The sequence below is a fragment of the Mesorhizobium muleiense genome (genome assembly GCF_900099905.1).
GTDB lineage: Bacteria > Pseudomonadota > Alphaproteobacteria > Rhizobiales > Rhizobiaceae > Mesorhizobium > Mesorhizobium muleiense.
Genome location: NZ_FNEE01000022.1, coordinates 1 through 15265, shown reverse-complemented (window position 1 = coordinate 15265; position 15265 = coordinate 1). Strand labels below are relative to the sequence as shown.

Annotated in this window: 14 protein-coding genes; 9 read left to right on the top strand and 5 right to left on the bottom strand. The window is 62.8% G+C overall.

The window, feature by feature from the left end:
• Positions 1–72: 72 nt before the first annotated feature.
• Entirely contained in the window at positions 73–1158 is a 1086-nt protein-coding gene (pstS, locus tag BLT09_RS26740; RefSeq protein ID WP_091598767.1) for a phosphate ABC transporter substrate-binding protein PstS, read from the bottom strand.
• Positions 1159–1615: 457 nt separating this feature from the next.
• A complete protein-coding gene (locus tag BLT09_RS26730; protein ID WP_091598761.1) occupies positions 1616–2356 on the bottom strand; it encodes a 2OG-Fe(II) oxygenase in 741 nt (246 codons plus the stop codon).
• A gap of 184 nt (positions 2357–2540) precedes the next feature.
• Between BLT09_RS26730 and BLT09_RS26725 the strand changes: the two genes are divergently transcribed.
• From BLT09_RS26725 to BLT09_RS26710, 4 genes are all read left to right on the top strand, one after another.
• Complete coding sequence (locus tag BLT09_RS26725) at positions 2541–3938, top strand: NfeD family protein (protein ID WP_023799094.1); 1398 nt, start codon at positions 2541–2543, stop codon at positions 3936–3938.
• The gene (locus BLT09_RS26720) at positions 3935–4699 is read left to right on the top strand and encodes a slipin family protein (protein ID WP_023799095.1); all 765 of its coding nucleotides are present in this window, start codon (positions 3935–3937) and stop codon (positions 4697–4699) included. The genes BLT09_RS26725 and BLT09_RS26720 overlap by 4 nt, the downstream gene beginning before the upstream one ends.
• 246 nt (positions 4700–4945) lie before the next feature.
• Entirely contained in the window at positions 4946–5476 is a 531-nt protein-coding gene (locus tag BLT09_RS26715; RefSeq protein WP_167366543.1) for a putative pterin-binding protein, read from the top strand.
• Positions 5477–5497: 21 nt separating this feature from the next.
• Positions 5498–7471, top strand: coding sequence for a putative bifunctional diguanylate cyclase/phosphodiesterase (locus BLT09_RS26710; protein WP_091598755.1), 1974 nt, complete (start codon positions 5498–5500; stop codon positions 7469–7471).
• Positions 7472–7541: 70 nt separating this feature from the next.
• Here the strand turns inward: BLT09_RS26710 and BLT09_RS26705 are convergent, their stop codons facing one another.
• A complete protein-coding gene (locus BLT09_RS26705) occupies positions 7542–7841 on the bottom strand; it encodes a hypothetical protein (protein ID WP_139172690.1) in 300 nt (99 codons plus the stop codon).
• A gap of 115 nt (positions 7842–7956) precedes the next feature.
• Here BLT09_RS26705 and BLT09_RS26700 point away from each other — a divergent pair, with 115 nt between their 5' ends.
• The 5 genes from BLT09_RS26700 (at position 7957) to BLT09_RS26680 (ending at position 12873) form a co-directional block, all read left to right on the top strand.
• Positions 7957–8892: a hypothetical protein gene (locus BLT09_RS26700; protein WP_091598749.1), complete on the top strand. Its 936-nt coding sequence runs from the start codon at positions 7957–7959 to the stop codon at positions 8890–8892.
• Between the two features lie 132 nt (positions 8893–9024).
• Complete coding sequence (locus BLT09_RS26695; RefSeq protein ID WP_091598746.1) at positions 9025–9885, top strand: FAD binding domain-containing protein; 861 nt, start codon at positions 9025–9027, stop codon at positions 9883–9885.
• On the top strand, positions 9885–10361 hold the full coding sequence (locus BLT09_RS26690; protein WP_091598743.1) for a (2Fe-2S)-binding protein: 477 nt from the start codon (positions 9885–9887) through the stop codon (positions 10359–10361). The genes BLT09_RS26695 and BLT09_RS26690 overlap by 1 nt, the downstream gene beginning before the upstream one ends.
• A gap of 2 nt (positions 10362–10363) precedes the next feature.
• Positions 10364–12640, top strand: a complete 2277-nt coding sequence (locus BLT09_RS26685) for a xanthine dehydrogenase family protein molybdopterin-binding subunit (RefSeq protein ID WP_091598740.1) — start codon at positions 10364–10366, stop codon at positions 12638–12640.
• Positions 12628–12873, top strand: a complete 246-nt coding sequence (locus BLT09_RS26680; protein ID WP_091598737.1) for a MoaD/ThiS family protein — start codon at positions 12628–12630, stop codon at positions 12871–12873. Before BLT09_RS26685 ends, BLT09_RS26680 begins: the two co-directional genes overlap by 13 nt.
• A 344-nt stretch (positions 12874–13217) precedes the next feature.
• On the opposite strand, the gene BLT09_RS26670 is transcribed toward BLT09_RS26680, so the two are convergent.
• Together BLT09_RS26670 and BLT09_RS26665 are read right to left on the bottom strand one after the other, a co-directional pair.
• On the bottom strand, positions 13218–14774 hold the full coding sequence (locus BLT09_RS26670) for a serine hydrolase (RefSeq protein WP_413468435.1): 1557 nt from the start codon (positions 14772–14774) through the stop codon (positions 13218–13220).
• 126 nt (positions 14775–14900) lie between these two features.
• Positions 14901–15083 (bottom strand): hypothetical protein, encoded by a 183-nt coding sequence (locus BLT09_RS26665; RefSeq protein WP_413468436.1) that lies wholly within the window; start codon positions 15081–15083, stop codon positions 14901–14903.
• Positions 15084–15265 lie beyond the last annotated feature (182 nt).

Sequence of the window (15265 nt, the reverse complement as noted above, 5' to 3'; positions counted from 1 at the left end):
GCGCGATATGAATTTCAGTTCAGGTGCTGCGCGAAGCAGCAAGCCTGGTTCTTCCGCTCAGTTCTCTTCCGCTCAGTTTGCGACAGGCCCCTGCCCTGCCCAGTATTGCTCGATCCGGGCGACGAGCGCCTTCGGCAGCGGCACGTAGCCGAGCGCGGCGGCGTCATCCGCGCCGTGCGCGAAGGCGAGCCGGAAAAGGTCGTGCACGCGGCGATAGCGATGTTCCGAACGGCCCGAGACCTGAACGACCGCGAACACCGCCGTGCTGATCGGATAGGCGGCATCGCTGTTACGATCGGTCAGCGAAGCGAAGAAGTCGGTCGTTTGCGCCCAGTCGATGGATGTCGCGGCAGCCTGCACGCCCTCCGGCTCCGGCTTGACGAACTTGCCGGATTTGTTCTCGATCAGCGCGTAGGCAAGGTTGGCGCGCTGGGCCTGGCCGGATTCGGCATAGGCGATCGCGCCCCTCGTGTCGTGCACGGCTTGAATGAGGTTCTGTGTGCCTTCCGCGTCAGTGCCGAGCGGCCACGAGATCAGTGTATTGGCGCCGTATTTGGCCTTCCACTCCCCGCTGACCGCCGACAGGTACTCGGTGAAGACAAAGGTCGAGCCGGAGCCATCCTTGCGGTGAACAACGTTGATCCTGAGATCGGGCAGCGTCAGATCCGGATTCACCGCCTTGATCGCGGGATCGGACCATGACTGGATCTTGCCCAGATAGATGTCGGCCAGCACCGGCCCCGTCAGGCGAAGGCTTCCCGGGCCGATGCCGTCGAGATTGACGACGACGGCGATGGCGCCCATCACGATCGGAAACTGCTGGCGGCCGGCCTTCTTGAGTTCGGCGGCATTGATCGGCGCATCCGTCGCGGCAAAGTCGATATCCGGCTGATCGAGACGCAGGACGCCGGCGAGCGAGCCGACGATTTCATAGTCCACCTTCCAATCGGGAGAGACATAGTCCCCGCCGTCGGCGCGGGCGTTCTCGTAGGCCGTTGCCCATTTGCCGATGATCGGGGCGGCCAGTGTCGATCCGGCGCCGCGGATAGGCTCGGCCTGTGCAGCGGCCCCGATCATCAGGCCAACAGCAAGCGTGATGGCGCCGCTTATCTTCGCCGATTTGCGCCGTAGTGACGCAAAGCTTGCTGGAACAATCATGGCGATCCCCGACGCGCGAACAAATAGCTAGTTTTCAGTCTTGGCAGATATCAACAGTCATCCGCCCGGCGAACGAACGCCGGCAGAGAAACAACACCGCTCACCGTATGAACCTTGGTTAACGATTGGATGACAAAGATCTTTGTGGGCGAGATTTTTATTTTTCCGCGATTGCCGCGGTTGCCTGAAGAATTGTTCGGCAGCCAATCGCTTCAGCTTTGCGCTGCCCCTCACCTGCCTGCCGGCACCCTCTCCCCGTATAGTGACGGGGAGAGGGGCGCTCTCATAGATGGTTTCGCCAATCACCAGCGTTGCAGAATATCCGCCACGGTGCGACCAGTCCCTTCTCCCCGTCACACGGGGAGAAGTGCCCGGCAGGCGATGAGGGGCGGCGCCGACTCCGACAACAGATCCCCCTTGGCACGAAGTTGCTGGTCGCCTCCACGCAGGGACAGCCCTATTTCGCGTCGTGGAAGATAATGCCCACCGTATGGCGCAGGCCGGAGCGAATCCGGCTGACGCCGTGCCTGAGATTGACGCGGTAGCTGCCTTTGCTGCCCTGCACCGGACGATTGTGGACCGCGAAGGCGACTGCATCGCCCTGGCGCAGCGGCACCACCTCGGCGCGGCTCTGCATGCGCGGGCGCTGTTCGGTCAGCACGAACTCGCCGCCGGTGAAATCCTTATCCGGTTCCGACAGCAGGATTGCCACCTGCAGCGGGAAGGCAAGATCGCCGTAGAGATCCTGATGCAGGCAGTTGAAGTCGCCAGGGCCATACTGGAGCAGGAGCGGCGTCGGCCGCGTCTGGCCCTGCTCGTGGCATTGCTTGAGGAACGCGGCGTGTTCGTCCGGGTAGCGCTGGGCGATGCCCATGCGCTCGTTCCAGTCGTTGGCGACGGCGGCAAGGCGCGGATAGAGTGCGGTGCGCAAGCCGCCGATCAGCTCTGGCAAGGGATAGCGGAAGTAGCGGTACTCGCCCTTGCCGAAGCCGTGCCGCGCCATGTGGACATGGCTGCGGAAATGGCTTTCGTCGGGATAGCGCCCGGCGATCTCCCGGCATTCTTCTGACGTCAGCAGCTTTTCCATCACCGCGCAGCCATAGAAGCTCATCTCCTCGGCCAGTGCCTGCCAGTCATATCCGGCGACGCGCGCTTCCGCCGATCGGACCGCTGCTGCTGGAACCGTGTGCATGGTCATAGCTCTGCTCCTCTGGCTTCATCGGCTTCTGCCATCAGATGGGTGAAGCAGCGCACACAAACCACCCGTTTCCTGCCAACCGGTTTAGGCACAACGCAAGGTTGCCATGGATCAGCTTCACCGCCGCGACGCAGCATGGATTTTGGCAAAATCGAGCCCATATCCCTGATAGGGAGCTTTGAGCGTGAAACTCGCGCGTGTAGCCCTGATTGCCGCGGCTTTTGTAGCCGCTGTGGCTGTTTGTTCTTCTTCCGCAGCAACAGGAGAAGCAAACGGCCAGGGGAGGACTGCGCTGCGCATCGAGATAGACGGCGCCATCGGTCCGGCGAGCGCCATGCAGTTCGAGGAAGCGCTGGCGGTGGCCGCAGAACGGAACGCCGAGGTTTTCATCCTGCAGATGAACACGCCGGGCGGGTTGGTCACCAGCATGCGTGAGATCATCGCCGACATCCTCGCCTCCCCGGTTCCCGTCATCGGCTATGTCGCGCCCGCCGGCGGGCATGCGGCGAGCGCCGGAACCTACATCCTCTACGCAACCCATGTGGCGGCGATGGCGCCCGGCACCAATCTGGGCGCGGCAACGCCCATCGAGATGGGCGGGCCGATGCCATCCTTTCCCGGCGACGACAAGAACAATGGCCCGGAAGCCGGCAAGGACCCGAAGAATCCACCGGCGGGCAATGCGATGATCGCCAAGGCGACGAACGACGCGGTTGCCTTGATCCGCAGCCTGGCCGAACTGCGCGGGCGCAATGCCGATTGGGGTGAAAAGGCGGTGCGCGAGGCGGCCAGCCTGTCGGCCAGCGCCGCACTGCAGGAAAATGTGATCGACTTTGTCGCCCGCGACACGACCGAACTGCTTCAGCTGGCCGACGGTCGGACGGTCGAGATCGCCGGCAGGAAAAAGGTGCTGGCGACCAAAAGGCTGCCGGTTGAAACGCTCGAGCCTGGCTGGCTCATCCGGCTTCTCGCCGTCATCACCGACCCGAACATCGCCGTCATCCTGATGCTGATCGGCGTTTATGGCCTCGTCTTCGAGTTCACCAGCCCGGGCGCGGTCGCGCCAGGCGTGATCGGCACGATCTGCCTGCTGCTCGGGCTCTATGCGCTCAATCTCCTGCCGATCAGCTATGCCGGCCTTGCCCTGATGCTGCTTGGCATCATCTTCCTCGTCGTCGAGGTCTTTAATCCCACAGTGGTGCTTGGGCTGGGAGGCGTGGCAGCGTTTCTGCTGGGCGCTGCCATGCTGCTCAGGATCGAAGGTCCCGGCTTCGAGATGTCGTGGGCCGTCATCGGCACCGCCGCCATCCTGACGCTCGGCCTGGCGCTGCTGACCGGCAGCTATCTGTGGGCGGCCCGCAAGAACGTTCCGCGTGTTGGCGCCCAGGCCATGCAAGGGCTGCCGGCCAAGGTCCTCGACTGGCAGGGCAGCGAGGGACACGTGCTGGCCCGGGGTGAGCGCTGGCGGGCGAAAGCCGACGAACCCATTGCGGTGGGCGACAGCGTCGAGGTGGCTGATGTCAGGGGTCTCGTGCTGACGATACGGCGCCGCAATGTGCGAAGCGATGGAGCAAGGCAATGATGCTCGGATATGTGGCCTATCTGGTGGCAGCGCTCGTCGTGGTCATGTTCCTGTCCGCGGCCATTCGCATCCTGAGGGAATATCAGCGCGGCGTGGTCTTCACGCTCGGCCGCTTCACCGGGGTCAAGGGGCCCGGCCTGATCATCCTCATCCCCTTCGTGCAGCAGATGGTGAAGGTCGACCTGAGGGTGGTGGTCCAGGACGTGCCGCCGCAGGACGTGATCTCGCGCGACAACGTCTCGGTGAAGGTCAACGCAGTGCTGTATTTTCGTATCGTCGACGCCGAGCGGGCGGTGATCCAGGTCGAGGACTTCATGACCGCCACCAACCAGCTGGCACAGACCACGTTGCGCTCGGTGCTCGGCAAGCATGAACTCGATGAAATGCTGGCTGAACGCGACAAGCTCAACAGCGATATCCAGGAGATCCTCGATCAGCGGACCGATGCCTGGGGCATCAAGGTCTCCGATGTCGAGATCAAGCATGTCGACCTCAACGAGAACATGGTCCGCGCCATCGCCAAGCAGGCCGAGGCCGAACGGCTGCGGCGTGCGAAAGTGATCAATGCCGACGGCGAACAGCAGGCGGCGGCAAAACTCGTCGAGGCCGGCAAGATGCTGTCCGAGACCCCGCAGGCCATGCAGCTGCGCTATTTCGAGGCGCTCCATGACATCGCCGGTGAACGCTCGTCGACGGTGGTGTTTCCGGTGCCGATGGATTTGCTTGGCCATTTCATCAGGCCGACCGGCGAGAAGACGTGAGCTCGAAGGCCGGCGATCCTTCAACCCCCTCTGCCCTGGCAGGCATCTCGCCCCACAATAATGACCACTTCGTGGGGGCGAGGAACCCAAGCTGGAATGAGGCCGCGATCCTTCACGCTCCCCTCTTCCCGGCCGAACAGGGCTAACGGAAAAATCAGACATTCATGGCAATGTTAAAACCCGCCTGCCCGAATGAAGGTCAGGCGACGGCTGGGTGCTGGCCCATCGACAAGAAAAGGATTGCGCATGTCATCCTTGCTCAACACAGGACGTTCATCGCTTAAGCGCAGTCTGATCATGCTGGCAGTCCTGGCGTTTTGCATCCTGCCGGCCGGGGCGTTGGAGCCCGTTGATCTCCCGGAATCGCCAGACATTGTGGCCTTCAGTGTTCAGAACAACGGCAAGTCGGTCCCAGTCACGTTGCGACAGCTGGAAAAGCTCGGTCTCTACCGGGTCACCACCGCAAGTCCATTTGAAAAGGGGCAGCTTACATTTGAAGGCGTCCTGTTCCGCGATGTGCTCAAGCTCGTTGGATTGGAAGGCGAGGATTCCGTTGTTCTGCGGGCGGTGGACGAATATGTGCAGATAATTCCGCGCCAAGATTGGACGGAAGGTCCTCTCCTGCTTGCCACCCGCCAGAACGGAAAATTGCTGACCCGACGCACGCAAGGTCCGACCCGGCTGGTCTATCCGCTCAACGACCACCCGGCCTTCGATACGCCAATCCACAAACCACGGTGGGTCTGGCTGATCAAGACGCTCGAGCCTGGCGGCTGATCGAGTTCCGGCGTGGCTCGAATGGCACGCTTTGGATCGAGAGGCTGGCGCGTTCCCGTCACCTACGGGACCGCCATTGCGGCTGCAGCAGCCAGCTCTGCCGTCCTGATCACCGTACTGTTTCTCAGCCTCAGCAAGATCGAATATTCGCTGCCGCGGTTCGGCTTTTTCGCCATCCGCGAGTTCCACATTGCGATACGCGATGTAACCCACCTCAAAGACATGACATCGCTCGCCCAGGCAGCCCCCGGCTCAGCAGACAGCCTTGAGCAGTTATCGGCGGCGAACGACCTGGTCTACATCCGTTTCAAGCGGATCGACGGCACCGGGACAGCGAGCGAGATTCCCGCCTACGCAAGTATCGTTCCGCGTGTCGTTGACGCGGTGACACGGCTTGATGCCATGATTGCGGCCGGGCCGCCTCTCGATGAAAATATATTGAAGGAAATGGGGTTGGAGCTCGAGCATCTCGTAGCGAGGATGAACGACGAATATTACAAATATGGAGATGAGATCAACGTGGATCTCTATTCGGCGGAAAAAAGCCTGAAGAGATTCAACTACCAGATTGCATTCGCTCTGGCGGTCTTGTCGCTGCTGGCGATCGGAACTGCCGTATTGCTTATCGGCCGTCGGGAAACGATAAGGAAACTGGAGTTTCTGGCCTGGCGCGACGCGACGACGGAATTGAAGAACCGTGCCTGGATGTCAGCCAACAGGGACGTGATGCTGGACCGGGCAAGGCTGGCCGGCAAGCAACTCCGCCTTTTCCTGATAGACTTGGATCATTTCAAGGGCGTGAACGATACGTTCGGTCATCACATCGGTGATCTGCTGCTGAAAGCCGTCGCCGAAATCCTGCAATCGGTCGAACGGCCCGACGAAGTTGTCGCCATCCGTTTGGGCGGCGACGAGTTCGCCGTCATGGCGATTGGGGACCGGCACGCGGCAGCCGATGCGCTCGGCGATCGGCTTCGCGAGCAATTGAACCGGTTTGCCGAACTCGCTGGCCACCACGTGCGGATGGGAGCCAGTATCGGCATGGCGTGTTTCCCCGAGCATGGGTCGGATATTTCCACCCTGTTGCGCAACGCAGACAGCGCTCTTTATGTCGCCAAAGCGGAAGGACGCTCTGGCTTCGTGACGTTCTCGCCTGCAATCCTCAATCAGTTCGATATGCAGCTCGGCGAAGAAGCTGGGATCAAGCGTGCGCTTAACTGCGACGAGTTCTTTCTGGTTTGGCAACCGCAGTTCGAGCTGGCAACCGGCCGCATGATCGGCGCCGAGGCGCTCGTGCGCTGGCGCGACCCCGCTTCGGGAGCGATTCGTCTGCCGATGTCATTCATTCCAATTGCCGAACGAAGCGATCTGATACTGGAAGTCGACAAGGTTGTGCTGAGCAAGGCTTGCCTGCAGGCAGCTCGATGGGCGCCACTATCTGCCGATGATTTCGTTTGCTCGGTCAATCTTTCGGGCAAAAGCCTTCAGAACGATGCGTACTTCGCCCACCTTGTTCTGGTGCTGCAACAAACAGGACTGCCGCCCTCGCGCCTGCAACTGGAAATAACGGAGGGGGTGCTTATCCAGAACAGCCGCAACGCCTTGAACATGCTGACGGAAATTCGAAATATCGGCGTCGGTCTGGCACTCGACGATTTTGGATCCGGCTATTCAAGCTTCGGCTACCTTGCCGATTTCAACCTCGATCGGCTGAAGATCGACCGATCGTTCTTGAGCGGTCTGGAAGCGTCGAAGAAAAAACAGAACGTCGTTCGAGGCATTATAGCACTGGCCAATTCCCTCGGCTTGACCGTTCTGGCAGAGGGGGTGGAAAACGAAGCGCAGCTCGATTTCCTGATCGCCGAGCGTTGTCACAGCGCTCAGGGGTTTTTCCTGTCACAACCGATCGAAGAAAATCGGCTGACGAACCACCTGGCTGCGAGGCGAGGCAGGATGAAAGATACGGACAAGTTCAGGCTGGGCCTGTCTGCGTAGAGCATTTGCACAGAGGATGTGGTCCTGAGCCTGAAAGCGTTGCTGCCGGCCGGCCTCCAGATGCGAAATCCTATGCGAACAAGCCGACTGCTCGATCGTAAAAATGGTCGAGAGCGCAGCGCCTGGCCGCAATCCGGGCGGCTTCAACCAATTCCTCGCGACCCGAGGCGCCGTCCTTGTAGGTTGCGATGACCACACGCGCGATCATTTCGGCGTCCTCGTTGTCGAGCTCCGCTTCGCCGGACCGCAAAATTTCCCGAACCACACCCCTCAAGAGATCCAGTTCAATGGTTGAAAAGACGCCCATATAGGGCGCGGATTTGCACTCCACGGCCATCTGAATTCCTCCCACTGTCACGATATCAAACACGCGACAGATTACAACTAAAGTATTAGGCGAGCGCGCGCTTTGGGAGGTGCCTGTAGGCGGTGAAACGGAATGGGATTAGTCTGCGCGGTCTCGGGCTTAAGGACGCGGCAAAAGAATGGATTTCAGTTCAGGGCAAGGCTATTTCCTCATCGGCGGCCTCATCCTGGTCGGTGCCGGGCTGCTGATCCTTTCGCTGATCGTCAATGCTCGTGTGGCGCACAGCGTGCGCCACGACATGCGCCATCGTGAAAAGCTGCTGGAATATTATCGCAACATCTTTTCCCAGCTCGGCGTCATCCTGATCGGAATTGGCGTTTCTCTGTTCATCTTCTTTTTTCAGCAGAATTATCAGGACCAGCGCAAACGCGAAACGGAGCTCCAGCTGGTTCTTGCCAAACTGGCCGCGCGCATTGCTCGCGGGGCTGCCGTCGTCGAATACTTGGGCGAATTCGATGCGCTGCTGGATGATGGCGGACCCTATACCAGTCCGGAACTCGGCGGGACCAACGCCGCGATCAGCGCGCATGGGGCGGAACTCGGCAAGCAGGTCGCCGAGATCCTTTTGGTTGAGCGCGATGTTGAAGTTCAAGGGTTCGAGATCCTGAACCTATCGCGCGACTTCGAGGCATCGTTCGTCGTCAACGAGCTCGATCCCGCGCTGTGGTTCAACATCGTCCGGGATGAGAGCGAGATCAAATATGCCACCACTCAGCTCGCCCTCGACTACAAGGACCTGCAGGATGCGATCGGCGGAGACTCGATCGCGGTTGCGATCGCAAATCCTGAAAAACAGGCAAAAATCAAGCAGGAGGTGCTCGACATCTTTTATGATGCCGACCTCTTGCGCCAGCGCAGCCGAAGACTTCTCGGCCGTGCGTGCTGGCTTTTCAGCAAGGGGCGCAGCTTCGTCAAGCTTGGACCGGTCGACGAGATCGAGGCCGATGCCAGGTCGCACCAGGAATGGATCGATCGGTCGAAACGCTTCCTGACGCAGTTGAAGTCGGGAAGCGGCGATTGTTTCAAATTGCTCCAGTTCAACCCGGCGCCCTGAGTTGAGAACGCGCCGGCAAGCGGCCCGCCGCCCCGCGGCCTGGCCCAATCGCTGCTCATGCAGAACCGGATGACCATTCCGATCCAAGGCTCTATAACGGGCCGACAGAATTGCGATGATCAAGGGGAGACGATGCGCTACATACGTCCGCTTTCAATGGAAGATGCCGTTGGCCAGTTGGCCGGTTCGCCCGGCACCGCCGCCATTCTCGCCGGAGGCAGCGACCTCCTGGTGAGGATGAAAGGCGGCTTTATCGAGCCCGACCTGATCGTCGACATCAAGGCAATCGACGGACTGGGCGAGATCAGGGAAACGGCGGAAGGCTTCAGCATCGGTGCCGCGGTGTCCTGCGCCCTGATGGGAGAGAGCGCGGCCTTGAACAGGGAATGGCCGGGCGTCGTCGAAGCGGCCAAGCTGATTGGCTCGAAACAGGTGCAGGGTCGCTGCACGATCGTCGGCAATCTTTGCAACGCCTCGCCGGCCGCCGACAGTGTGCCGGCGCTGGTGGCAGCCGGCGCCAGGGCATTGATTGTCGGGCCAGGAGGCAGGCGCACGGTCGCGGTGGAGGCAGTCCCGACCGGGCCTGGCAAGACGTCGCTCGCCAAGGGAGAAATCATCGAGGCGATCCTGCTCGACAGGCGCGCGCCGCGCTCCGGCGATGCCTATCTGCGTTTCATTCCACGCACGGAGATGGACATCGCCGTGGTCAGCGCCGGGGTGAACCTGACGCTCGACGAGCACGGTGTCGTCAAATCGGCCCGCGTGGCGCTGGGTGCCGTGGCGCCGACGGTGCTGCTGGTGGAAGAGGCGGCCGAGGCCCTCATCGGCAGGAAGCTGGACGAAGCAGCACTTGAGCGGCTCGGCAAGGTCTGCTCCGGCGCCTGCCGCCCCATCGACGACAAGCGGGGCACCGTCGAGTTCAGAAGAAAAGTTGCGGGTGTGCTGGCCAGGCGGGCCGCCACGACCGCCTATGCGCGTGCAGGAGGCAAGTGATGGCCGCAATTGCAGTCTCAACGACGATCAACGGCGACAATGTCGAGTACCTTTGCCAGCCGGACGAGACGCTGCTCGACGTGCTGCGCGACCGCCTCGGGCTGACCGGCGCCAAGGAAGGCTGCGGCACCGGCGACTGCGGCGCCTGCAGCATCATCCTCGACGACCGGCTGGTATGCTCGTGCCTGGTGCTTGGCGCGGAGACCGAGGGCCGGCGCGTCGAAACCATCGAGGGCATGGCGCACGGCGACAGGCTGCATCCGCTGCAGCAGAAGTTCCTCGAACACGCAGCGCTGCAATGCGGCGTCTGCACGCCGGGCTTCCTGATCGCGGCGAAAGACCTGCTGGCCAAGAACCCCGACCCGACCGAGGAGGAAATCCGCTTCGGCCTCGCCGGGAACCTCTGCCGCTGCACCGGCTATGACAAGATCGTGCGCGCCGTCCAGGACGCCGCAAGCGTGATGAAGGGAGCCTGACGATGAATTTCGATCCGCGCTATTCCGGACGCAATTTCGCCTCCGTCGGCACGCGTCCCATCCGCCCCGACGGCGTCGACAAGGTAACGGGCCGCGCGCGCTATGGCGCGGATTTCAACATGGCCGGCCAGTTGGTCGGGCGTGTCCTGAGAAGCCCGCACGCGCACGCCACGATCAGGAAGATCGACACCTCGAAGGCGGAGAAGCTCAACGGCGTGAAGGCGGTGATCACCGCGGCCGACCTGCCCGACCTCACCGACGGCGATGCCGCCCTATACGACATCCTCGACAACTGCATGGCGCGCAAGAAGGCGCTCTATGACGGCCATGCGGTGGCCGCGGTCGCCGCGGTCGACGCCCGCACGGCGAGGCAGGCGCTGAAGCTGATCGAGATCGACTATGAAGTGCTGCCGCATGTGACCGATGTCGACGAGGCGATGAAGCACTCGGCGCCCGTGCTCGACGACACCATCTTCACCGAGGGCCTTGAGCAAGAGCCCGTCAAGCCGTCCAACGTCACCAAACGCAGCCAGTACGGCCATGGCGACATCCATGCGGGATTTGGCCAGGCCGATTACGTCGTCGAACGCTCCTTCAAGACCGAGCAGACTCACCAGGGCTATATCGAGCCGCATGCCTGCGTGGCGAGCGTCAGCGCCGACGGCACCGCCGACCTTTGGGTCTGCACGCAAGGCCATTTCGTCTACCGCCAGCACTGCGCCCAACTGCTTGGCATGGAAGCCTCCAAGCTGCGCGTCACCTCGTCGGAGATCGGCGGCGGGTTCGGCGGCAAGACCCACGTCTGGGCCGAGCCGGTGGCGCTGGCGCTGTCGCGCAAGGCCGGCCGGCCGGTCAAGCTGGTGATGACGCGCGACGAGGTGTTCCGCGCCTCCGGGCCGACCAGTGCCACCTCGATCGACGTCAGGATCGGCGCCCGCAAGGACGGCACGATCACCGCGGCCGAGGCGACGCTGCGCTATTCCTGCGGCCCCTATGCCGGCATGTGGGCCGAGCTCGGCGCCATGACCGCGTTTGCCTGCTATAATCTCGCTAACGTTAGGACGGTCGGCTACGAAGTGCTGGTCAACCGGCCGAAGACGGCGGCCTATCGCGCGCCGTCGGCGCCGATGGCGGCGTTTGCAGTGGAAAGTGCCGTCGACGAGCTGGCCAAGGAGATCGGCATGGATCCGGTCGAGTTCCGGATCAGGAACGCCGCCCAGGAAGGCACCCGATCGTCCTACGGCCCGGTTTACGGCCCGATCGGCATCGGCCCGACGCTGGAAGCGGCGAAGAACCATCCGCACATGCAGGCGCCGCTGGGCAAGAACCAGGGCCGCGGCATGGCTTGCGGCTTCTGGTTCAACTTCGGCGGCCAGACCTGCACCGACCTCAACATCGGCATGGACGGCTCGGTCTCGCTTGCCGTCGGCACTGTCGATGTGGGTGGTTCCCGCGCGTCGCTGTCGCTGGTGGCGGCGGAGGAACTCGGCATCGCCTATGAGCAGGTCAAGGCGGTGGTCGCCGACACCTCCAGCCTCGGCTACAACGACATGACGGACGGCAGCCGCGGTACCTTCTCCTCCTCGATGGCGACGATCTCGGCCGCCCGCAACGCCATCAAGATCCTGCGGGAACGCGCCGCGCAGATGTGGGATGTTCCCGTCGACGACGTGGTCTGGGAAAACGGCCACGCCATCGCCAAAGGCGAGAAGTACGGCAACCTTGCGGCGCTGTCCCTCAGGGAGATCGCGGCCGGGTCAGGAAAGACCGGCGGGCCGATCGCCGGCCACAGCGAGCTCGTCGCCGACGGCGCCGGCGTCTCCTTCGCCACCCATATCTGCGATATCGAGGTCGATCCGGAGACCGGCGCCACCAGGGTGCTGCGCTACACGGTCCTGCAGGATGCCGGCAAGGCGGTGCACCCGACCTATGTCGAGGGGCAGTACCAGGGGGGTGCCGCGCAAGGCATCGGCTGGGCGCTCAACGAAGAGTACGTATACGGCAAGGACGGGCGGCTGCAGAACCCCGGCTTCCTCGACTACCGCATCCCGGTCTGCTCCGACCTGCCGATGATCGACACGCAGATCCTCGAGATCCCCAATCCCAACCACCCTTACGGGGTGCGGGGCGTCGGCGAAACCTCGATCGTGCCGCCGCTGGCGGCGATCGCCAATGCGGTGTCGAACGCCGCGGGCGTGCGGATGACGCATATCCCGATGTCGCCGCCGCGGATTCTCGCGGCGATCGAGGCGGAACGGGGAGGCCGATGGTCGAAGTAACGCTCTGGGGATCGCTCGGCGCAATCGCCGGAGGCAAGAGCAAGGTCGAGATCGAGGCGAAGGATATTCGGGAGCTGTTCAGGAAGCTGGCTGAGCAGTATCCCGGCTTCGAGCCCTACATCGACCGCGGCATCGCAGTCGCCATAGACGGGGTTATCTATCGCGACACCTGGTCGAAGGAATTGCCAAAGGGGGCGGAGATATTCCTGCTGCCGAGGCTTGCGGGGGGATAGTTTCACGGCCAAGCCCCGGCCTGTCACGGCTCAGAGTAAAAGCGCTCCGTAGCGATCCTTCGCGCCCCCCTCTGTCCTGCCGGACATCTCCCCCACTTGGGGGGAGATTGGCAGCTTCGCCTGCAGCGCCTTTTCTGCAACGTTGAGGATTGGCGAAAGTGGTCGCGACAGCCGATCTCCCCCCTTGTGGGGGAGATGTCCGGCAGGACAGAGGGGGGCGCCTCGCTCCGCCATCAAAGGTTCTGCACCGCAGCAGCGCTCCAAGGTAACGGGATGGATCCCAGGGTCTGCGCCGCGTCGCTTCGCTCCTTGCTCCGCCCTAGAATGTCGAAGGCGCAGAGCAACTAATCACCGACGCGCTTCAGTGTGCCGAGATTGTTATCGTTGAGAAACTCTATGGTCATGGCCGACGCCTTGCCGTCGGGGCCGATGTCGAAGCCTACGCCCGAGGGCCTGTCCGGCGTCTCGGCGTCCGCGAAGGTCAGGAAGAGGTCGCCGTCGAAATGCTTCAACGAATAGGACCGGGCGCCGGCTGGCCCGACCTTGAGCGCAAGAGCGTCCCCCGCAGTCGACACGACCGCATCGCCGATGAAATCGTTGGAGTAACGGCCCGCATAGGCGCTGGCCGGCCGGGCCGGGCTTGCCGGAGACGGTGGCGCGGCATAGGTGGCCTTGGCCGCCGCGATTGCCGGGCCGAACAGGCTCGCATAAGCATCGTCCCATGCCTTGACCCAGTCCTTCTCGACCCTTCCGTCAAAGGCGAGATCGGCGAAGCTCTCGGACAAGCCTTCCGGCACGCCTGTCGAAAAGGCATTGGCGACGATGACGATGCCAAGCTTCTCCTCCGGGAAGAGCGTCACCAGGGTGCGGGCGCCGACGCTGAACGCGCCGGCATGGCCCCAGCTCAGGCCGTGACGGCCGAATTCGACATTCCAGCCGAGGCCGTAGAAGGACGTGCCGCCTGAGACGGGGTTCTTGCCCCGTTCCATCAGCGGAACATGCGTCTGGTCCAGCGCATCGGCCTTAATGAGCGTCTCGCCGGCATAGACCCCATTGCCGAGCACGAGGCGCACCCATTGCGAGAGATCGCGCGCCGTGGAGCTGACACCGCCCGCGGGCGCCTGCGCATCCGGATCGCGCTTTACCTTCGCGGCCCAGACGCCGTCGATCTTGACGTGGAGCGCAGCGCGATTGGCATGCTTGATGAAGTCCGCATGACGGGAACTGGTCGAGGCCATTCCAAGCGGACGGTAGAGCTTCTCCTCGGCGATCTCCTCCCAGGACTTGCCCGTCGGCTTCGCGGCCGCGACGGCACCCTCGGTCAGTCCGAAATTGCTGTAGGAGTAGCCGGCGCGAAAGCTCGACGATGGCGACACGAACCGCAGACGACGCAGGATCTCCGCGCGATCGTAGCCAATGTCCTCGAGATCGTCTCCGGCGGTGCCGGGAAGCCCGCTGCGGTGCGAAAACAGATCGCGGACCGTGAGTTCACTGGTCGGATAGGGCTCGGCGAGCCGGAAGGCCGGATCGAGATCGACGATCTTCGCATCCCAGGAAACGATGCCCTCGCTGACCAGCGCCGCCACTATCGTTGCCGAGACCGGCTTGGAGAGGGAGGCAATCTGGAACACCGTGTCGGTGTCGACGGTCTCCGGCTTGCCGGCCTCGCGACGCCCGAACCCTCTGAGAAAGACCACCTTGTCGCCATGCACGACCCCGATGGCGAGACCGGGTACGGCACCGTCCGCGACGACACCTTCGGCGAGCGCCTCGAGCTTCGACAGGGCGGCAGTGATCCGGTCGGGCGTAAGGCTGTCGGCCGACGCCGCCTGCGGCGAAAGCACCATGACGGCGATGAAGGCCAACGTCCCCCAACGGCGGAAATTCCGACCCAACCCCACGCTCGAGCTCCTCCCCTGCAAGCACTGTCATACTACAGGGCGACGCCGGGAAGGCCAGCCCTCGCCTGCGCGATACAGCAAAGTCCGCTGCGCGACGCCAAGCGGCCATCCCCGGGTGCCAACCGGTCAAAAATATCGAACGGACCATCGCTCGGCGGCGACGACCGTCATGAAGAACCCGAACGACAACAGCGATGAGAGCACGATAGCGGCGTCGAGCCGGTCGGACCAATAGTTGAAGGTCGCGTCGACGATCGTCGCCAAGACCTTGTCGGACCCGATCCATTCGCCAACGATCGCGCCGATCACCGCGGTCGCATCGCGGCGGTAAGCCGCCGGAAGCGGCGCCTAGTGGTGAAAGCCTGGCGCTTGCTACCCGACGCGTAGGGCAGCTCAGGGTGGAAACTTGCCGTATGCGCGCCTGTCGGAACGACGTGATTGCGGCAAGGAGCGGACGTCGCCCCGCCTATGCGGCTTGCTCACTCTACAGT